The 20,269-nt window shown below is 61.5% G+C and carries 17 protein-coding genes and 1 tRNA gene; 7 read left to right on the forward strand and 11 right to left on the reverse strand.

What is annotated here, in order from left to right:
• Nucleotides 1-3 precede the first annotated feature (3 nt).
• The 8 genes from EGM97_RS20070 to EGM97_RS20105 form a co-directional block, all read right to left on the reverse strand.
• Nucleotides 4-1,395 carry a GntP family permease gene (locus tag EGM97_RS20070; protein WP_238964373.1) on the reverse strand — a complete coding sequence of 464 codons (1,392 nt, stop codon included), beginning with the start codon at nt 1,393-1,395 and terminating at the stop codon, nt 4-6.
• Nucleotides 1,396-1,689: 294 nt separating this feature from the next.
• Nucleotides 1,690-3,105: a sigma-54 interaction domain-containing protein gene (locus tag EGM97_RS20075; protein WP_238964374.1), complete on the reverse strand. Its 1,416-nt coding sequence runs from the start codon at nt 3,103-3,105 to the stop codon at nt 1,690-1,692.
• 144 nt (nt 3,106-3,249) lie between these two features.
• Complete coding sequence (locus EGM97_RS20080) at nt 3,250-4,830, reverse strand: ABC transporter ATP-binding protein (RefSeq protein ID WP_238964424.1); 1,581 nt, start codon at nt 4,828-4,830, stop codon at nt 3,250-3,252.
• A 14-nt stretch (nt 4,831-4,844) separates the two neighbouring features.
• On the reverse strand, nt 4,845-5,867 hold the full coding sequence (locus tag EGM97_RS20085; RefSeq protein WP_238964375.1) for an ABC transporter permease: 1,023 nt from the start codon (nt 5,865-5,867) through the stop codon (nt 4,845-4,847).
• Entirely contained in the window at nt 5,867-6,925 is a 1,059-nt protein-coding gene (locus EGM97_RS20090; protein ID WP_238964376.1) for a microcin C ABC transporter permease YejB, read from the reverse strand. Before EGM97_RS20090 ends, EGM97_RS20085 begins: the two co-directional genes overlap by 1 nt.
• Nucleotides 6,925-8,793, reverse strand: coding sequence for an extracellular solute-binding protein (locus tag EGM97_RS20095; protein WP_238964377.1), 1,869 nt, complete (start codon nt 8,791-8,793; stop codon nt 6,925-6,927). The genes EGM97_RS20090 and EGM97_RS20095 overlap by 1 nt, the downstream gene beginning before the upstream one ends.
• A gap of 161 nt (nt 8,794-8,954) precedes the next feature.
• Nucleotides 8,955-9,236, reverse strand: a complete 282-nt coding sequence (locus EGM97_RS20100) for a peptidylprolyl isomerase (protein WP_053154209.1) — start codon at nt 9,234-9,236, stop codon at nt 8,955-8,957.
• 98 nt (nt 9,237-9,334) lie between these two features.
• The gene (locus EGM97_RS20105; protein ID WP_238964378.1) at nt 9,335-10,213 is read right to left on the reverse strand and encodes an esterase/lipase family protein; all 879 of its coding nucleotides are present in this window, start codon (nt 10,211-10,213) and stop codon (nt 9,335-9,337) included.
• A 325-nt stretch (nt 10,214-10,538) separates the two neighbouring features.
• Here EGM97_RS20105 and EGM97_RS20110 point away from each other — a divergent pair, with 325 nt between their 5' ends.
• On the forward strand, nt 10,539-11,633 hold the full coding sequence (locus tag EGM97_RS20110) for a hypothetical protein (protein ID WP_238964379.1): 1,095 nt from the start codon (nt 10,539-10,541) through the stop codon (nt 11,631-11,633).
• Here the strand turns inward: EGM97_RS20110 and EGM97_RS20115 are convergent.
• Complete coding sequence (locus tag EGM97_RS20115) at nt 11,622-12,692, reverse strand: 3-deoxy-7-phosphoheptulonate synthase (RefSeq protein ID WP_238964380.1); 1,071 nt, start codon at nt 12,690-12,692, stop codon at nt 11,622-11,624. The genes EGM97_RS20110 and EGM97_RS20115 overlap by 12 nt on opposite strands.
• A gap of 636 nt (nt 12,693-13,328) precedes the next feature.
• Between EGM97_RS20115 and EGM97_RS20120 the strand changes: the two genes are divergently transcribed.
• The 5 genes from EGM97_RS20120 (at nt 13,329) to EGM97_RS20140 (ending at nt 17,078) form a co-directional block, all read left to right on the forward strand.
• Nucleotides 13,329-13,763, forward strand: a complete 435-nt coding sequence (locus EGM97_RS20120) for a GNAT family N-acetyltransferase (protein WP_238964381.1) — start codon at nt 13,329-13,331, stop codon at nt 13,761-13,763.
• Nucleotides 13,764-13,879: 116 nt separating this feature from the next.
• Nucleotides 13,880-14,521, forward strand: a complete 642-nt coding sequence (gacA, locus tag EGM97_RS20125) for a response regulator transcription factor GacA (RefSeq protein WP_238964382.1) — start codon at nt 13,880-13,882, stop codon at nt 14,519-14,521.
• Between the two features lie 2 nt (nt 14,522-14,523).
• Nucleotides 14,524-16,347, forward strand: a complete 1,824-nt coding sequence (gene uvrC / locus EGM97_RS20130) for an excinuclease ABC subunit UvrC (RefSeq protein WP_053154197.1) — start codon at nt 14,524-14,526, stop codon at nt 16,345-16,347.
• Between the two features lie 32 nt (nt 16,348-16,379).
• Nucleotides 16,380-16,940, forward strand: coding sequence for a CDP-diacylglycerol--glycerol-3-phosphate 3-phosphatidyltransferase (pgsA, locus tag EGM97_RS20135; protein WP_053154194.1), 561 nt, complete (start codon nt 16,380-16,382; stop codon nt 16,938-16,940).
• A 62-nt stretch (nt 16,941-17,002) separates the two neighbouring features.
• Nucleotides 17,003-17,078: transfer RNA gene (locus tag EGM97_RS20140), tRNA-Gly, on the forward strand.
• A 130-nt stretch (nt 17,079-17,208) separates the two neighbouring features.
• On the opposite strand, the gene arsJ is transcribed toward EGM97_RS20140, so the two are convergent.
• Both arsJ and EGM97_RS20150 read right to left on the reverse strand, forming a co-directional pair.
• Nucleotides 17,209-18,477, reverse strand: coding sequence for an organoarsenical effux MFS transporter ArsJ (arsJ, locus tag EGM97_RS20145; protein ID WP_477788840.1), 1,269 nt, complete (start codon nt 18,475-18,477; stop codon nt 17,209-17,211).
• Nucleotides 18,443-19,447, reverse strand: a complete 1,005-nt coding sequence (locus EGM97_RS20150) for an ArsJ-associated glyceraldehyde-3-phosphate dehydrogenase (RefSeq protein ID WP_238964383.1) — start codon at nt 19,445-19,447, stop codon at nt 18,443-18,445. The genes arsJ and EGM97_RS20150 overlap by 35 nt, the downstream gene beginning before the upstream one ends.
• Nucleotides 19,448-19,750: 303 nt before the next feature.
• On the opposite strand from EGM97_RS20150, the gene EGM97_RS20155 reads away from it, so the two are divergent.
• Nucleotides 19,751-20,212, forward strand: coding sequence for a RidA family protein (locus EGM97_RS20155; RefSeq protein ID WP_238964384.1), 462 nt, complete (start codon nt 19,751-19,753; stop codon nt 20,210-20,212).
• The last annotated feature ends 57 nt before the right edge of the window (nt 20,213-20,269 follow it).

Genomic DNA, 20,269 nt, shown 5'->3' on the forward strand with positions numbered 1-20,269 from the left:
ACCTCATACAATGCCAGTGGCGTAGAACACGCCGATCACGAAGAACACCGCGAGGGTCTTGATCAGCGTAATGCAGAAAATGTCCTTGTAGGCTTCACGGTGGGTCAGGCCGGTCACTGCCAGTAGGGTGATCACCGCGCCGTTGTGGGGCAGGGTGTCCATGCCACCGCTGGCCATGGCGGCCACGCGGTGCAGCACCTCCAGGGGAATGTTGGCAGCGTGGGCGGCGCTGATGAAGGTTTCGGACATGGCCGCCAGGGCGATGCTCATGCCACCCGAGGCGGAACCGGTGATGCCGGCCAGCAGCGTCACGGTGACCGCTTCGTTGACCAGGGGATTGGGGATGCTCTTGAGCCAGTCGGCCAGGACCAGAAAGCCTGGCAGCGAGGCGATGACGGCGCCGAAGCCGTATTCCGAAGCGGTGTTCATGGCGGCGAGCAATGCGCCGCCCACCGCGCTTTTACTGCCTTCGGCCAGCTTGCTGCGAATGGCCCGGAAGCCGAACAGCAACACCAGGATGATGCCCACCAGCAAAGCCGCCTGCACCGCCCAGATCGCGGTGAGCTTGGCGATGTCGCTGGTCACCGGCGCGGCCATGCCCGGCAGCGCCAGGCTATGGGTCTTGCCGTACCACTGCGGTATCCATTGGGTGAACAGCAGGTTCATGATCCCCACCGCCAGCAGCGGTGAGACGGCGACCCAGGGGTTGGGCAGCTTGATGTCTTCGGCGGTTTCCGGCTCGTTGCGCAGCTCGGTGCCGTAGCCTTCGCCCAGGCGCTGGGCCTTGTTGCGCTGACGCTGGAGGAACAGCATGCCGATGCTGAACACGAAGAGCGTGCCGATTACCCCCAGCCATGGCGCGGCCCAGGCGGTGGTGTTGAAGAAGGTGCTGGGAATGATGTTCTGGATCTGCGGCGTGCCGGGCAGGGCGTCCATGGTGAACGAGAATGCACCCAGGGCAATGGTGGCCGGGATCAGTCGCTTGGGGATGTCGCTCTGGCGGAACATCTCGGCGGCGAACGGGTACACCGCGAACACCACGACAAACAGCGACACGCCGCCGTAGGTCAGCAATGCGCAGACCAGCACGATCACCAACATGGCCTGGCGCGTGCCCAGCAGCCGAATCGCCGCCGCCACGATGGAGCGGGAGAAGCCCGACAGTTCGATCAGCTTGCCGAACACCGCACCGAGCAGGAACACCGGGAAATACAGTTTGATGAAGCCGACCATTTTCTCCATGAACACCCCGGTGAACGCAGGGGCGACGGCGGACGGGTCGGTGAGCAGGACGGCGCCGAGGGCGGCGATGGGGGCAAAGAGGATGACGCTGTAGCCGCGGTAAGCGGCCACCATCAGCAGCGTGAGGGCTGCCAAGGCAATGATCACACTCATGGTGTGTCTCCTGGATTGTTATTGTTGTGGTGAATCGGTGGGAGACGGGTTAGCGAGTTTTGTGCCAGGTGTGTAACTTATTGAAATATATGGATATTTTAAGAGGTTGACAGGGTTGATAGAGGATTTTGTCTCTGTTTTGAGATTTTCTGAGAGGCTGCTGGCTTCATCGCGAGCAGGCTCGCTCCCACAAAGGGGGGCAGTGTACGCGATCAAGTGTGGGAGCGAGCCTGCTCGCGATGAGTGCCAAGCACTCCAAAAAGACTAGTACAACAATAGAGACAGAATGTCTCTCTATTGAGACTCCGCAATCCCCAATGCCACCATCTTCTTATACAAAGTCGACCGCCCCAGCCCCAACCGCTTCGCCGCTTCCACCACCTTGCCCCCGCATTGCGCCAGGGTGGATTCAATCAGTTGCCGGTCGAATCGGGCCCGTGCCTGGGCGAAAGTCTCCTGCGACAACAGCTCCACGCCGGGGCTTGCCGTGCGGGTCACCGGCGTGAAGGTGCCGATGGCGGCGCGGATGTCGGCGGCGGTGAGCACCGGGTTGTCGCTGAGCAGCGCCGCCCGTTCCAGCACGTTGCGCAGCTCCCGGATGTTGCCTGGCCAGGCATGTTGTCCCAGCAGGTCGAGTGCGTCGTCGTTCAGTTCGTGCTGGCTGCGCAGTTCTTCGAGGATCGATTCGCTCAGGGCCGGCAGGTCATCCAGCCGTTCGCGCAGCGGCGGAACCTGAATCGGCAGTACATTGAGGCGGTAGTACAGGTCGGCGCGGAACTCGCCCCGTTTGATCGCCGCCTCCAGGTCCGTGGAGGTGGCGGCGATCACCCGCACATCGCTTTGTCGCACCTCGTTGGAGCCCACCGGTTCGTATTCCTTCTCCTGGAGCACTCGTAGCAGCTTGCTTTGCAGCGGCAATGGCATGTCGCCGATTTCATCGAGAAACAGCGTGCCGCCCTGGGCGATCTGCAACTTGCCGGGGCGGCCCTTGCGGTCGGCGCCGGTGAAGGCGCCCGGGGCCGTGCCGAAAAACTCGGCTTCCAGCAGCGATTCGGGAATCGCCGCGCTGTTGATGCTCACGAACGCTTTGTGCGCCCGTGGCGAGGCGCTGTGGATCGCCTGGGCCAGCAGCTCCTTGCCGGTGCCGGTCTCGCCGAGCAGCAGCACCGGCGAGTCGGCGCTGGCGCTGCGTCGGGCGCGTCGCTTGACCTCCAGGCCGGCGCTGCTGGTACCGATGAAATGGGCGAAGTTGTATTTGGCCTGTCGTGCCCGCAGCAGCGAACGAGTGGAGGCCAATTCTTCCTGCATGCTCTGGTAACGCTTGAGCATCGGCGACAGGCTGTGCAGTTCGCCGAACAAGGCAAAGCCGATGGCGCCGATCACCGCGCCCGCACTGTCGTGGATCGGCAGGCGCATGACCACCAGCGGCTCCTTGGGCATGTCCTGCATGTCCAGCAGGATCGGCCGCCCGGTACGTACCACTTCACGCAACAGGCTGCCGGGGATGACGCTTTCGCAGGCCCGGCCAATCGCCTCCTGCGCCGAGCTCAAGCCGAAGCGCCGGGCGTAGCGTTCGTTCATCCAGACGATATTCGCGTCGCGGTCGACAATCACCGTGCCCTCGCTGGACTGCTCGATGATCTCGAACAACGAACGGATCGCCAGCGTGCGTACGCGCTTGTAGTCCTTGAGGTTTTCGGTGGGGTTCATCAGGCATTCCAGGGTGTGTGGTTGCTGTTCTGGCCTCTTCGCGAGCAAGCCCGCTCCCACATTGGATCTAAGTGGCACTGAAAAGCCCTTGTGGGAGCGGGCTTGCTCGCGAAGGCCGCGACGCGGTCCAACTGCAAGGCTCGATTATGCCCACCCCGGATGCGCCGCCGCCAACAGCTCCTGGGTGTAAGGATGTTGTGGCGCGTCGAACACCTCATGGCTGGCGCCGCATTCGACCACCTTGCCGTCCTTGATCACGATCATGTCGTGGGCCAGGGCACGCACCACCGCCAGGTCGTGGCTGATGAACAGGTAGGTCAACCCATGTTTTTCCTGGAGCTGGCGGAGCAGGGCGACCACCTGTTTCTGCACGGTACGGTCCAGCGCCGAGGTCGGTTCGTCCAGCAGGATCAACGCCGGCTTGAGCACCAATGCCCGGGCAATGGCGATGCGCTGGCGCTGGCCGCCGGAGAATTCGTGGGGATAGCGATGGCGGCTCTGTGGGTCGAGGCCGACTTCCTTGAGGGCCTGGATGACCCTGGCCTCGCATTCCCGGGCGCTGGACGGGCTATGGACTTCGAGGCCTTCGCTGATGATCTGCTGCACCGACATCCGTGGGCTGAGGCTGCCGAACGGGTCCTGGAACACCACCTGCATCTGTTTGCGCCACGGCCGCAGCTCCTTCTGGGACAAATGATCCAGTGCCTGGCCCTGGAAACGAATACTGCCTTCGGATTCGATCAACCGCAGGATCGCCTGGCCGAGGGTCGACTTGCCCGAGCCGGATTCGCCGACGATGCCCAGGGTCTTGCCGCGCTGGATGTTCAGGCTGATGCCGTCCACGGCTCGCAGGTATTCCTTGCGCCGGAACAGCCCGCCCCCCAGGGCGAAACTCACCCGCAGGTCCTGCACCTGCAACACGTCTTCGCGCTCGTCCCGGGGCAAGGCTTCGCCTTCCGGCTCGGCGTGCAGCAGCTCGCAGCTATAGGGGTGTTTCGGCGCGCTGAAGAGGGTTTCGCACGGCGCCTGTTCGACGATTTCCCCGGCCTTCATCACACAGACCCGTTGGGCGATGCTGCGCACCAGGTTCAGGTCGTGGCTGATCAACAGCAACGACATGCCCAGGCGTTGCTGCAATGACTTGAGCAGCAGCAGGATCTTGCGCTGCACGGTGACGTCCAGTGCGGTGGTCGGCTCGTCGGCGATCAACAGTTCTGGCTCGCAGGCCAGGGCCATGGCGATCATTACCCGTTGCCGCTGGCCGCCGGACAGCTGATGAGGGTAGGCCTTGAGCCGTTCGACGGGCTTCTGGATGCCGACCAGGGCCAGCAGTTCGAGAATGCGCTGGCGCGCCGCTTTACCGCCCATGCCCTTGTGCAGCATCAGGGTTTCGCCGATCTGCTTCTCCACGCTGTGCAGTGGGTTCAACGAGGTCATCGGCTCTTGGAAGATCATCGCGATGCGGTTGCCGCGCAGCTCGCGCAGGGTCTTGGCCTCGGCGCCCACCAGTTCCTGGCCACGATAGCGAATGCTGCCGGTGGTGCGGCTCTCGGTTTGCGGCAGCAGTTGCAGGATCGAATGGGCCGTCACCGATTTGCCCGAGCCCGACTCGCCCACCAGGGCCAAACACTCGCCAGGACGGATGTCCAGGCACAGGTTGCGCACCACGGTGTGGTCATTGAAGGCAACGTTCAGGTCGCGGATTTCGACCAGGTTTTCGCTCATCTCAGGATTCTGCTTCATGATCGTGGGTCAAAGGCGTCACGCAATGCCTCTCCAATGAACACCAGGAGCGAAAGAATCAGCGCCAGGGTGAAAAACGCCGTGAGCCCCAGCCAGGGCGCTTGCAGGTTCTGTTTGCCCTGGGCGATCAGCTCACCCAGGGACGCGCTGCCGGCCGGCATGCCGAAACCGAGGAAGTCCAGGGCCGTGAGGGTGGAAATCGCCCCGGTGAGGATGAACGGCAGGTAACTCAGGGTGGCGTTCATCGCGTTGGGCAGGATGTGCCGCACGATCACCTTGCGGTCACCCAGGCCCAGGGCCCGGGCCGCCTTGACGTATTCGAGGTTGCGCCCGCGCAGGAACTCGGCGCGCACCACATCCACCAGGGCCAGCCAGGAAAACAGCGCCATGATCCCCAGCAGCCACCAGAAATTCGGCTCCACGAAGCCGGACAGGATGATCAGCAGGTACAGCACCGGCAACCCGGACCAGACTTCCAGCAAGCGCTGTCCCAGCAGGTCGACCCAGCCGCCGTAATAGCCCTGCAACGCACCGGCGGCGATGCCGATCAATGCGCTGATGGCGGTCAGGGCCAGGGCGAAGAGGATCGACACCCGTGCGCCGAAGATTACCCGGGCCAGTACATCCCGGGCCTGGTCGTCGGTGCCGAGCCAGTTCACTGGAGAGGGCGGGCTCGGGGCCGGTTGGTTGAGGTCGTAGTTGGGCGTGTCGTCGCTGAACGGAATCGGCGGAAACAGCAACCAGCCGCCACCCTTGTGGATCAGGTCCTGCACATAGCTGCTGCGGTAGTCGGCCTGGAACGGCAACTGTCCGCCAAACGCCTGCTCGGTGTAGCGCTTGAACACCGGGAAATACAGGGTGTTCTGATAGCTGATCACCAGGGGCTTGTCATTGGCGATCAACTCGCCACCCAGGGTCAGGATGAACAGGCCGATGAACAGCCACAGCGACCACCAGCCGCGTCGGTTCTTCTTGAAGCGCTCGAAGCGCCGTCGGCCCAAGGGCGAGAGCTTGAACATCAGGCGTTCCTCGCGGCGAAATCGATGCGCGGGTCCACCAGGGTGTAGCAGAGGTCGCCGATGAGTTTGATGAGCAGGCCGAACAGCGTGAAGATGAACAACGAGCCGAACACCACCGGGTAATCCCGCGATACGGCGGCCTCGTAGCTCATGCGTCCCAGGCCGTCGAGGGAAAAAATCACCTCGATCAGCAGCGACCCGGCAAAGAACACACTGATGAAGGCCTGGGGAATCCCCGACACCACCAGCAGCATCGCGTTACGGAACACATGGCCATACAACACGCGGCGTTCGCTCATGCCCTTGGCTCGCGCCGTGACCACGTACTGACGGGTGATTTCGTTGAGAAACGAGTTCTTGGTCAGGATCGTCAGGGTGGCGAAGCCGCCGATCACCAGCGACGTGACCGGCAGCACCAGATGCCAGAAGTAGTCGGCGATCTTGCCCAGGGTCGACAGTGACTCGAAGTTGTCCGACACCAGCCCGCGCACCGGAAACCAGTTCAGCGACGTGCCGCCGGCAAACATCACGATCAGGAACATGGCGAACAGGAACGCCGGCATCGCATAGCCGATGATGATCGCCGTGCTGCTCCACATGTCGAAGGCCGAGCCGTGGTGCACCGCTTTGCGAATCCCCAGCGGGATCGACACCAGATAGGTGATCAGCGTGGCCCAGAGCCCCAGGGAAATGGTGACCGGCATTTTTTCAAGAATCAGGTCGGTGACTGTGGCACCGCGGAAGAAACTCTTGCCGAAGTCCAGGCGGGCATAGCTGCTGAGCATCAGCCACAGGCGCTCATGGGCCGGTTTGTCGAAGCCGTATTGTTTCTCGATGTCCTTGATCAGTTGCGGGTCGAGGCCGCGACTGGCTCGCGAGCTGCCGGTCATGGCGCTGCCGGAACTGCCGACACTGGCACCGCCGATGCCTTGCAGGTGGGCGATGGCCTGTTCCACCGGTCCGCCCGGTGCGGCCTGCACGATGACGAAATTCACCAACAGGATGATGACCAGCGTCGGAATGATCAGCAGCAGGCGCCGCGCGATGTAAGCCCACATCAGTGCGGCCCCCCGGGTGAACCGCGCTTGATGCGCTCGGCGGTCATCTGCTCGTTGGTCAGCGGCGTGGTGCTGACCTCCCACCAGCTTTCGATGGCTTCGTCATTGCTGGCCTGGATTTTCGGAATGCCGAAGCGATTCCACCACACGGTGGAGCTGCCCGGCGGGTAATAGTTGGGTATCCAGTAGTAATTCCATTGCAGCACCCGGTCCAGGGCATGGGCATGGCGGAGCATGTCGCCCTGGGTCGTGGCCTTGACCAGCCCGTCGATGAGGGTGTCGACGGCCGGGTCCTGCAGAACCATGTAGTTGTTGGCACCCGGATCGTTGGCCGCCGCCGAGCCAAAGTAGTTGTAAAGCTCCATGCCCGGCGACGTGCTGACGGGGTAGCCGGTGATGATCATGTCGTAGTCGCGACTCATCAGGCGATTGACATACTGGGACGGGTCGATGCGCCGGATGCTCATGTCGATGCCGATTTGTTTCAACGTCCGCTTGTAGGGCAGCAGCAGGCGGTCGATACCGTTCTGGCTGTTGAGGAAAGTGAAGCTCAGCGGTTCTCCCTCGGCATTCACCAGACGGTCGCCGTCGGGTTTCCAGCCGGCTTCTTCCAGCAGTGCCAGGGCCTGCAGTTGTTTGTCCCGGATCACGCCGCTGCCGTCGGTCTTGGGCGCTTCGAACACCTGGGTGAAGACTTCGTCGGGGATTTTGCCGCGCAACGGTTCGAGGATCGCCCGTTCGCCCGCGTCGGGTAGTTGCCGGGCTGCCAGGTCGGTGTTGGAAAAGAAGCTCTGTTGGCGCACATAAAGGTTGCGCATCATCTGCCGGTTGCTCCATTCGAAATCCCAGAGCATGGCCAGGGCCTGGCGTACGCGGCGATCCTGGAACTGCGGCCGTTGCAGGTTGAACACGAAGCCCTGGGCGGTTTGCGGAGCCTCGGTGGCCAGGTGGGCCTTCTGCAGGCGACCGTCACGCAGCGCCGGGCTGTCGTAGCCGATGGAGTAGCCGGTGGCGGAGAATTCCCGGTTGTAATCGTAGGCGCCGCCGCGCAACACCTGGCGCGCCACGTCAGTGTCGCCGAAATATTCGATGCTGAAGTGATCGAAGTTGTAGAGCCCACGGCTGACCGGCAGGTCCTTGCCCCACCAGTCGGCATTGCGCTCGAACGTGATGCTGCGTCCGGAGTCGACCTTGCCGACCCGGTACGGGCCGCTGCCCAACGGTGCCTCGTAGCCACCTCCGCCGGCGAAATCCCGGGTCTTCCACCAGTGTTCGGGAAATACCGGCAAGGTGGCGATGTCCAGTGGCAGGGTGCGGCTCTCGTTGTTCTTGAAATCGAAGCGAACGGTGCGTTCGGACTCTACCTCGACGCCTTTGACGGCCGCGAACTGGGTGCGGTAGCGCAGGCTGCCCTGGGTCATCAGCAGTTCGAAGCTGTAGCGCACATCCTGTGCGGTGATGGGTTTGCCATCGGCAAAGCGGGCCTTGGGGTTCAGGTAGAAGCGCAGGGACAGGCCATCGTCGGCGCGTTCCATTTTTTCCGCCACCAGGCCGTAGACGGTGTAAGGCTCATCGAGGGAACGCTGGGCCAGTGGTGAATACAGCAAACCGTCGATCTGGCTGACGCCGATACCCTTGTCGATATAGGGCAGCAGATGGTCGAACTGGCCGATCTCGATGGCCGAGCGGCGCAGGGTCCCCCCTTTGGGCGCCCGGGGATTGACGTAGGCGAAGTGGCTGAAGCCTTCGGGGTATTTGGCCGGCTCGCCATAGACGGTCAGGGCATGCTGCGGGGCGGCATCCACACCGGTGGCACCTGTCAGCAGGAGTAGGGCGGTCAAGAATAATGAGGGGAACGCCAGTTGCATTGTCAGCCCTTGCGGCGAAGGGATTATCTGTAAGGGCAAGACCTGTGGGAGCAAGGCTTGCCCGCGATGAATGATAACGCGGCTTAACGGTTGGACCGCGGCGCAGTAATCGCGGGCAAGCCTTGCTCCTACAAGGGGGGCTTCATGTCGATAAGCCGGGATCAGTCCTTGCGGCTGGTCACTTCCAGCAGGTGGTAGCCGAACTGGGTCTTGACCGGGCCTTGCACCACGTTGATCGGGGCGCTGAACACCACGGTGTCGAACTCCTTGACCATCTGGCCAGGGCCGAACGAACCCAGATCGCCACCTTGACGACTGGACGGGCAGGAAGAGTTGGCTTTCGCGACTTCGGCGAAATCGGCGCCGGCTTCGATCTGGGCCTTGAGTTCGTTGCACTTCTCTTCGGTGGAAACCAGGATGTGGCGGGCAGTGGCTTGGGCCATGGAGAAAAATTCCTTTCAATGATTTTCAAAGGCATTGAGCCTACCGGATTCGACAGAGGGTTGTTGTCAAAATTGCGTCAAAACCTTGAGCCGGTGGATCAAAGGCCGGCTTTGCGCAGGCGTTCGGCATGTTTGACATAAAGTGCCACTGGGTCTGCGCCCTTGCGGGCTCGTCCGGATCCCTGGTCAATGGCGTCCATATGATCCATTGGATAGTCGGAGCGGATGACCTTGCCCAAGTGTGAGCTGAATCGTCCGACCAGACCGTCGTTCTGCCCGGCTTCGGTGATGAAGTATTCGGAAAAAGCGCGGCAGAACGCCTGGAGGGGAGCCGCCGCGTCGGGGGCATCGCCGGGGGCGTCTTGCAACGTGCCGCTCCAGGAGTAATAACGCACGCCATTGACGACGTCCGGCCCCTTGCTGCCCCAGTTCTTTGGCAACCCCTGGGGAAACTTGTCGTTGAACGCGCCTACGCCTTCGGTGGTCAGGGCCCCTAATGCCGCTATGGCGTGGTGAGGCAGCTGCGCCTGGCCGCCCAGTAATGAAATGAAATCGGCAAACAGCGTCGCGACTTTGCTCGCCACGTGTTCCGGCAGGCGTCCGGGGGTGAGTGCCTTGCGAAGGAAGTCGGCCAGTTCGGAGCCATGATTGGGGCCGCTGACTGACGTCACCGAGGCGATGCGGTCCGGTGCCACGGCGGCGGCGTAACGGGCCGCCAGCGCACCCTGACCGTGACCGATCAGGTTGACCCGGGTGGCGCCGGTTCCGCTCAGGACACGGTCGACCTGAGTCAGCAGTTCTTCCCCGCGTGCCTCGTTCGTATGGGTGGCCGACAGGTGGGGGATGAACACCCGTGCACCGGCTGCGCGCAATGTCTGTTTGATTCCCTGGAAAAGTTGACCCCCTGCGACCCTGTCAAACCCGAACAAACCATGGACCAACAGGATGGGAAATTGAGTGGTTGCATTCCGTTGCATGTTCGTACCTTTTTCGAAGAGGTTCATGTTGAATTGACGACGCCACTCTAATGCAGGCCCTCAAGTGAAGGTGTAGGAAGAAACCGCTCCGGCTCGTCGAAAACGGAATAAATGGCGCGGGAAAGATCAGCAGTGCGCTCCAGTGGGCGGGTTGGTATCCGGATACCTCCGATAGGCCCGGTGGCGTGCGGCTACAGTCTTGGGTGCAAAGGGACCACTCGCGCTGTCGTCTCGTCTGACTGTGCATCGCGTGCGGCAGCGCTTTAATGGTCCCGTCGGGCGCTTTACGGGAGCGGCGCCTTCATCCAAGGACTGGAAGTTGCACATGAGCATTGAACTGTCAGGCCGGCGAAACCGGCCCAACGCCCGCAAGACATTGCGGGCCCCCCTTCTGACGGCGGCAAGGGGAGGGGTGATCGACCCTGCCTGGTCCAAAGTCGTCATAAACATCAAACCCTATCCGATGATGACGTGCGGTGATGAGGTGATGCTGTTCTGGCATGGCCTCAATTCGGATGGCGAGCCGTACCGATACGAAGTCCGTCGCTACGTCACGGAGCGACAAGTCGATCGGGATGTCACCTTTGTCGTGCGAGCGCCTCATATCGTCGAGCTGGACAGCGGTTCACTGGAAATTTCCTATCGGGTGACCGGAAGACGCTTGCCGGCACTGATGGATTCGGAACCCTTGCAATTGGTGATCGGCGATGCGCCCTTGCAACTCTTGCCGGCCATCGCCAGGGATGCCGTGGGTGGTAGCCTTGACCCCGGGCGAGTACCCGATGGCACCTGTGTGGCCATCCGACCTTATCCCAGAATGGCGGTCGGGGACCGGCTGATCCTGATAGGCAGCCGGGACGGCAGGGCTCTGTGGCGCGATGTGCTGGAAATCGAGGCCCATGCCGTCGGTCGCGAGGTGTCGTTCTGGCTGGATGCTTCGCAGTTGACTCCGCATCTCGGACATCAACTTGACCTGGCATACATCGTCAGGCGTGGGCATGCGGTGCGTCGCGCCGAGACTCTGTCACTGCATATCGGTGCGCTGGTACGCCCTGCGTTGAAGGGGCCGCGGCTCCAGGGCGTGAGCGACGGCGAGCTGGAAGTCGACGCCCTGCGCGAAGGGGTCACCGTGACCATCGAGGCGAGCGACTTCGAGGTCGGTGAGTGGATCTGGCTGCAATGTGACGGAAACTACAGCCATGTCGAGGAGCGCGAAATCGTCGAGGCCATGGTTGGCCAGCCGATCATCTTTACGGTGCCTGCCGCTTATTGGCACGGCCAGCTTGGCCGGTCCGTGCGTATTCGCTATCAGGTCGAGCGGCTGGACGATGTGAGCCAGCAGTTTCCCGGGGTGCTGGTTGCTGTTCGTTCCCGGAGCGCCCTCGAGGGAGAGGGCGCTCTTGAACATTCAAGCGGCTGAAACCAACTGGCGATGGGCCTGGTGCAGCAGCTGCTCGGTGGTGTCCCAGCCCAGGCAACCGTCGGTCACCGATACGCCGTAGTGCATCGACGGACTGATGGGCTGGCAGCCCTCGAACAGGTGACTTTCCAGCATCATGCCAACCAACGAGCGGTTCCCTTGCAGACGCTGCTCCAGCACGTCGTTGAATACCTGCGGCTGGCGCGCCGGGTTCTTGCCGCTGTTGGCGTGGCTGCAATCGACCATGATCCGGGCCGGTATCTTCAGACGGTTCAAGTCGTCGTGTATCTGCTCGACACTCTGCCGATCATAGTTCGGTCCGCGGTGCCCGCCCCGCAGCACCAGATGGGTATCGGGGTTGCCCTGGGTCTGGATGATCGCCGGATGGCCCTGGCTGTCGACGCCGAAATGCCGATGGGGATGAGCGGCGGAACGCATGGCGTCGCAAGCGATGCCGACCCCGCCGTCCGTGCCGTTCTTGAAGCCGACCGGCATGCCGAGGCCGCTGGCCATTTCCCGGTGGATCTGGGATTCGGTGGTGCGGGCGCCGATGGCGACCCAGCTGAGCAAGTCGTCGAAGTAGCTGGCGGCCATGGGTTGCAGCAACTCCGTGGCAACGGGCAGTCCGAGTCGCAGCACTTCGCGCATCAGTTCACGCGACAGCGTCAGGCCTGCGGCCATGTCATCGCTACCGTCCAGGTGGGGGTCGTATGCGAGGCCTTTCCAGCCCACCGTGGTACGGGGCTTTTCCACGTAGGCGCGCATCACCAGCAGCATGCTGTCACGCACGTCATGGGCAAGACGGGCCAGGTTCGCGGCGTATTCGAGCGCGGATTTCGGGTCGTGGATGGAGCAGGGTCCGACAATGACCAGCAGGCGGGAGTCTTCACCGTTCAAGATCGAGCGGATGGCCTGGCGGTGGCCGTTGACCTGCTGGCTCAACGCATGGCTCAGGGGTAATTGCTGTTTGAGCTGCAATGAGCTCGGCAGCCGCAGGGTAAGGGCTTCATTGGCAGGGTTGAGCGTGGACAGCGGCAAAGCGGAGACGGACGAGTTCATGATCTGGCTTCCTGGACGAGCAGCGGGTTCGGTCCCGCGCGTCGGTCCTATTGAGGTGTTCGACAATTGGCCGTATTGGCCGGCAATGCAGGCATGCCACCGAGAGGTGACCGATCGGAGGCGGCAGGCTGTCCCGAGCGGTGGCTGGTAAATCGCCAGGCGGCAAACGTGTCGTAACGGTAATAAGTGGCGTAGTTCATGGCTGAATCCTCAAAGTTATCGGTGTTGCAAAAAGTGTTGGGTCGGAAAAAACAAAACCCCCGGTCGGGAGGCCGACCGGGGGTTTGGAAACTCTGGAAGGCGACCCGTTTACAGTGGGCGCCGGTGGGGTATCAGGCGCGCCAGTGGCTAAACCAATACCCAAAATAAAAGTTGACCGGAGTCTGGACGCCGTTCGCCTGCGCAGCCGCAACCGAGCGCGGGGCACTGGCGGTGTGGAGCGATGAGAGGGCGTTTGACATGGTGCGTCTCCGATGAATGGGTCTGAGCTTACTCGACGGCGGTGCGCGGGTTCAATAAGAAAATTCTATCGGCTAAAGATGCCGTTCCGGGTGGGTTGAGTCTGGCGGGCGTTGTGACAGACTTCAGCATTATGCCAAGGCAGGTAAATCCTTGACCAACCCTCACGAGGTAACCATGAGTTTCCAGTGGCGCGCAGCCGAGGCCGGGGACATCGGCTTCGCCCGGCAGCTGACCTGTACCAATATGCTCCCTTACCACCTGCGCCATGATTTGCTCTGGCAGGATGAGGCATTCGACCTGGCCTGGATCATTCGCCAGAACTGGATCATCTGCCACCATGATCAGGCGCTGGGTTTTGTCAGTCTCAGTCGTGACGCCAGGGCGTTGTACATCCGAGAGCTGCAGATCGCCGAAGCGTTCCGTGGGCAGGGCGCCGGTACCTGGGCGATCGGACAGGTGTGGAGCATGGTGAGGTTGGAGCGTCGGCCGGCGCTGCGTCTGACGGTGTTCAGGGACAACCCGGCCCGTGGGCTCTACGAGCGGCTGGGGCTGCGTGTCGTGGGGGAGGATGAGTGTTTCCTGAGGATGCAGCGAGACGCCGATGCTTGACGCATCGGAACCTGCATGTGTTGTAACTTTTAAATGCCCCTTTGCGCTAGGTCTGTCGACAGCTTTTTTGCTAAGGTGTGAAGCAACCCATATAAGACCAATCGTGAGGTGTCTGCTTGATTAGGGTGTTAGTGGTCGATGACCATGATCTCGTTCGTACGGGCATTACACGAATGCTGGCTGACATCGACGGTCTGCAGGTGGTTGGCCAGGCCGAATCCGGGGAAGAGTCCCTGATCAAGGCACGTGAATTGAAGCCTGATGTGGTACTGATGGACGTGAAGATGCCCGGCATCGGCGGTCTTGAAGCCACGCGTAAACTGCTGCGCAGCCACCCGGATATCAAGGTTGTCGCGGTGACCGTCTGCGAAGAAGATCCGTTCCCGACCCGCTTGTTGCAGGCAGGGGCGGCGGGCTATCTCACCAAGGGCGCCGGTCTGAACGAGATGGTCCAGGCCATCCGACTGGTGTTCGCCGGCCAGCGCTACATCAGCCCGCAGATTGCCCAGCAACTGGCCATCAAGTCGTTCCAGCCGACCACCGAGTCGCCCTTCGATGCGTTGTCGGAACGGGAAATCCAGATTGCCCTGATGATCGTCGGCTGCCAGAAGGTGCAGATCATCTCCGATAAGCTGTGCCTGTCGCCCAAGACCGTCAACACCTACCGTTACCGCATTTTCGAGAAGCTTTCGATCAGCAGCGACGTCGAGTTGACCTTGCTGGCGGTGCGCCATGGCATGGTCGATGCCAGCGCCTGACAATGACCGAACTGTTTGATCCAAGCGCTTTCCTGTCTACATGCAGTGGCCGCCCAGGCGTGTACCGCATGTTCGACAGCGATGCGCGCCTGCTCTATGTCGGCAAGGCCAAGAACCTCAAGAAGCGTCTGGCCAGCTACTTTCGCAAGACCGGGCTCGCTCCCAAGACCTCCGCGCTGGTGGGGCGCATCGCGCAAATCGAAACCACCATCACCGCCAACGAGACCGAAGCGCTGCTGCTCGAGCAGACGCTGATCAAGGAGTGGCGGCCGCCCTACAACATCCTGCTGCGGGACGACAAATCCTACCCCTACGTGTTTTTGTCCGATGGGGCATTTCCGCGCCTGAGCATTCATCGTGGGGCCAAGAAAGCCAAGGGTCGGTATTTCGGTCCTTACCCCAGCGCCGGGGCGATTCGTGAAAGCCTGAGTCTGCTGCAAAAGACCTTTTTCGTCCGCCAGTGCGAAGACAGCTACTACAAGAACCGCACCCGACCCTGCCTGCAATACCAGATCAAGCGTTGCAAGGCACCCTGCGTCGGGCTGGTGGAGCCCCAGGTCTATGCCGAGGATGTGCGTCACTCGGTGATGTTCCTGGAAGGTCGCAGCAATGCGCTGACCGATGAACTGTCGGCGGCAATGGAAGAGGCGGCGATCAATCTCGAATTCGAAAAGGCCGCCGAGTTGCGGGACCAGATCGGCCTGTTGCGCCGCGTCCAGGACCAGCAAAGCATGGAAGGCGGCAGTGGCGACGTCGACGTCATCGCTTCGTTCATCAACCCGGGCGGCGCCTGCGTTCACCTGATCAGCGTGCGGGGCGGCCGGGTGCTGGGCAGCAAGAACTTTTTCCCCCAGGTGGGTATCGAGGAAGACGTGGCCGAGGTCATGTCGGCGTTTCTCGGTCAGTACTATGTCAGCAGTCCTGAGCGCGACTTGCCGAGCGAGCTGATCGTCAACGTGGTCCATGAGGACTTTCCAGCCCTGATCGAAGCCATTCATACGCTGCGCGGTCGCGAACTGACCATCAGCCATCGCGTACGCGGCACCCGTGCACGCTGGCAGCAACTGGCCGTGACCAACGCCGAACAGGCCCTGGGCGCGCGCCTGGCCAATCGTCAGCACGTCGCGGCGCGGTTTGATGCCCTGGCCGACGTCCTCAATCTGGACGAACCGCCCCAGCGGCTGGAGTGCTACGACATCAGCCATTCCAGCGGCGAAGCCACCGTGGCGTCCTGCGTGGTGTTCGGTCCGGAAGGCCCGATCAAGTCCGATTACCGGCGCTATAACATCGAAGGCGTGACCGCCGGCGACGACTACGCCGCGATGCATCAGGCGCTGATGCGCCGCTTCGGCAAACTCAAGGACGGGGAGGGCAAGCTCCCGGACATCCTGCTGGTGGACGGCGGCAAGGGGCAGTTGTCCATGGCCCGGGATGTGCTCAATGAGTTGATGGTGCCGGACCTGATCCTGTTGGGCGTGGCGAAGGGCGCGACGCGCAAGGCCGGTTTCGAGACGCTGTACCTGAACGATGCGGCCCATGAATTCACCCTCAAAGGGGATTCGCCGGCGTTGCACCTGATCCAGCAGATCCGTGACGAAGCCCACCGTTTCGCCATCACCGGACACCGCGCCCGTCGAGGCAAGACCCGCCGTACTTCGACGCTGGAAGGTGTGGCGGGCGTCGGCCCGACACGGCGGCGCGACCTGTTGAAACATTTCGGTGGATTGCAGGAGCTGTCTCGTGCCAGCATCGAAGAGATAGCCAAAGCACCCGGTATCAGTAAAAAGCTCGCTGAGTCGATTTATGCAAACCTGCATAGCGAGTAGAATGCCCGTCAACCTCGCAGCCAGTTGTGCCGATGAATATCCCAAATCTGCTTACCGTTCTACGTGTCCTGCTCATCCCGATCTTCATAGTGCTGTTCTATTTGCCGTACCACTGGAGCTATGTGGCGTCCGCCTCGGTGTTCGCCATCGCCGCCGCCACCGACTGGCTGGATGGTTATCTGGCCCGGCTGTTGAAACAGAGCACCCCGTTCGGTGCCTTTCTCGACCCGGTGGCCGACAAGCTGATGGTCGCGGTGGCCCTGGTGCTGCTGGTGCAGGAGCACGGTAACCTCTGGCTGACCTTGCCGGCGGCGGTGATCATTGGTCGCGAAATCGTCGTCTCGGCGCTCCGGGAGTGGATGGCCGAACTCGGCGCCCGCGCCCAGGTGGCCGTGTCGAACCTCGGCAAATGGAAAACCGCCGCGCAGATGCTGGCCCTGGTCATCCTGCTGGCGAACCCGTCGGACTTCAGCTTCTGGGTGTTGCTCGGCTACGCCTTGCTGCTGATATCCGCTGGCCTGACGCTCTGGTCGATGGTCCAGTACCTGCGCGCCGCCTGGCCGCATCTGCGAACGGATGTAGACTCCAAATAAACTTTTTTGAATCAAAGGGTTGACGGCGTTATTGGAATCTATAGAATGCGCCACACCAAGACGCGGGAATAGCTCAGTTGGTAGAGCACGACCTTGCCAAGGTCGGGGTCGCGAGTTCGAGTCTCGTTTCCCGCTCCAGCATTCAAAAAAAGCCACTCATCAGAGTGGCTTTTTTATGCCTGTGATTTCTATGCATCGGCGTAGGGCTTAACACAATATCGGCACGCACCGCGTGACGCAGGGCCTCAATCCTGGCCTCCGTGATCTGTTAGGCGGGTGCCGTCTCACCGTGCCTGGGCAACGCAACCGAAATGAGCGCAGCAGCCAGTACAAAAACGCTGGATACCCACAAGCAGGCCTCCAGACCATAGGCTTGGAACACCCAACCAGAAAGCAACGTGCCGATCAGCCGTCCCAGCGCGTTGGACATGTAGTAGAAGCCCACATCCAGCGATACCCCATCTTCCTTGGCATAGCTGACGATCAGGTAGCTATGCAGCGACGAGTTCACGGCGAACAACACACCGAACAGCGTAAGCCCGCCAAGCACCACCACCTGAGCCGGCCACGCGGCAGCCAGTCCCAGCGCCATCAGAGCGGGCAGCCCGGCCAGGGCTGTCGCCCAGATGAATGCTGCTCGACCGTCGGGTAAATGGCCGCGCTTCTTGCCGGTGAGGTGGGGGGCAAAGGACTGGACGATGCCGTAGCCGATGATCCAGGCAGCAAGAAACCCACCGACCCGCCAGAAGTCCCAGCCCAACGCGGTGCTCAGATAAACCGGCAGCGCTACGACGAACCAGACGTCGCGGGCGCCGAAAAGGAACAGTCGAGCAGCCGAAAGGATGTTGATCGCCCGGCTCTTGGACAGCATGTCGCGAAACTTCGGTTTCGCCTTGGCCTTGCCCAGATCCTTTTTCAGCAGTAGCAGACTGCCCATCCAGATTAACGCCAACACTGCCGCCATGGCCAACACCGCCAGGGTGAAGCCAAGCAGCGCCAGCAGTGCTCCACCCAGGAAGAAGCCCACGCCTTTGAGCGCGTTTTTGGAGCCGGTGAGGATGGCCACCCATTTGTAGAGGGTGCCTTGTTGGCTGTCCGGTACCAGAAGCTTGATGGAGCTCTTGGCGCTCATCTTGTTCAGGTCCTTGGCAATGCCGGACAACGCCTGGGCTGACATCACCCAGGGTACCGTCAGCCAGACGGCCGGCACCGTGAGCATCAGCAAGGCCAGCACCTGCATGCCGAGGCCAATGTTCATGGTGCGATTGAGCCCCAGGCGGGCGCCAAGGTACCCGCCCACCAGGTTGGTGATCACGCCGAAAATTTCATAGAACAGGAACAGCGCTGCGATCTGCAGCGGTGTGTAGCCCAGCGTATGGAAGTGCAATACCACCAACATGCGCAGTGCGCCGTCGGTGAGGGTGAAGGCCCAGTAGTTGCCGGTGACCAGCAGGTACTGACGCACTTGCGCAGACAGGGCCAGAAGGCGTTCATCATCGCCGTTACTCCGATGTGCCGACCAGGCGGGCCAGTTCAACTGCACGATTGGCGTAGCCCCACTCGTTGTCGTACCAGGCGTAGATCTTCACCTGAGTACCGTTGACCACCAGGGTCGACAGCGCATCGATGATCGACGACCTGGGGTCGGTGCGGTAGTCGATGGACACCAGGGGGCGTTCCTCATAGCCCAGGATGTCCTTCAGCGGACCTTCGGCAGCTGCCTTCAGTAACGCATTCACCTCTTCAGCCGTCGTCGCACGCTCCACCTCGAACACGCAGTCGGTCAGCGACGCATTGGCCAGCGGTACCCGCACGGCGTGACCGTTCAATTTGCCGCGCAGTTCGGGGAAAATCTCGGCGATGGCGGTTGCCGAGCCTGTGGTGGTCGGGATCAGGCTCATGCCCGAGGCTCGGGCGCGGCGCAGGTCCTTGTGCGGCGTATCGAGGATGCTCTGGGTATTGGTCAAGTCGTGGATCGTGGTCATCGAGCCGTGGCGGATGCCCAGGTTCTCGTGAATCACTTTGACCACTGGCGCCAGGCAGTTGGTGGTGCAGGAGGCGGCGGTGACAATACGGTGTTGCGCCGGATCGAACAGGTGCTGATTGACGCCCATCACCACGTTCAGCGCGCCTTCTTCTTTCACCGGGGCACAAACCACCACGCGTTTGACGCCCTGGTCCAGGTAGGCCTGGAGCACGGCGACCGACTTCATCTTGCCGCTGGCCTCGATGACCAGGTCGCAGCCCGACCAGTCGGTGTCGATGATGGTTTTGTTGGCCGTGACCTTGACGCGCTTGCCATCGATTACCACCGAGTCGCCTTCTGCGCCTGCTTCACGGTGCCAACGTCCGTGGACCGAGTCGAAGTTGATCAGGTGGGCGTGGGTCTGCGCGTCACCGGCTGGGTCATTGATCTGCACGAATTCGAATTCCGACCAATCCCAGGACGCGCGCAGCGCCAATCGACCGATACGCCCAAACCCATTGATGCCTATTTTGATTGCCATGTTCTTGTTCTCAGGTTGCGGTTAGCGACGGATTAGCGGCCGCCAAGGCGTGGAATTGTCAGTCATCACTGACACTTTTTTTATATATGTTTTTTCGAATATACACTTTTTCGAATGTGTCGCAACCCGCGAAAAGGGCAGGTTTACATGTGCATGTCCGGTAGATATCTACTGGCTGTAGCATGCCAGTGGTGCATTTTTGCTTCTCTAGAAGGGCATTAATACGACACCGATAGTGCTCGTCAACGTCTAGCATTGGAACGAGTCGGATCACATCGATCCGTCATTTGCTAGGAGACGGCAATGGCTGCTTCACGACCTTTCAACGACGATACCGCCTACTGGGGCGTTCCATGGGAAGAAGGCTACGGTTATCCGCAGGCGCGGCGGGTAGGGAACGAAATCTTCGTTTCGGGTCAGTTCAACCATGATGAAGACGGGAATCTGGTAGCCCCCGCACCGCTGGATGCTGACGGTAAACCGAGCGATTTCTCGTCGATGGGAGAGCAAATGCGCGTCTCTTACGAGAACATTTCCAAGTTGCTCGCCCTGTATGGCGCCAGTCTTCAGGATGTCGTCGAAGAGACGCTCTATGTGCTGGACATGGACGCTGCCTTTGCCGTAGTCGGCAAGGTACGCAAGGCGGCTTATGGTTCGGAGCGCCCGCAGGCCGCCAGTAATATCATCGGTGTATCGAGGCTTGCGCAACGTCCGCAGTTGATCGAGATCGTGTGCAGGGCGGTGATCGGCGCCCGAACCCATTGACCTGTGCTCCCGGTTTCAATCTATGAAGTCGGGAGAACCCGCTGGCCTTCACGAAAA

It is taken from the genome of Pseudomonas sp. AF32 (assembly GCF_022342325.2).
GTDB classification, from domain to species: domain Bacteria; phylum Pseudomonadota; class Gammaproteobacteria; order Pseudomonadales; family Pseudomonadaceae; genus Aquipseudomonas; species Aquipseudomonas uvaldensis.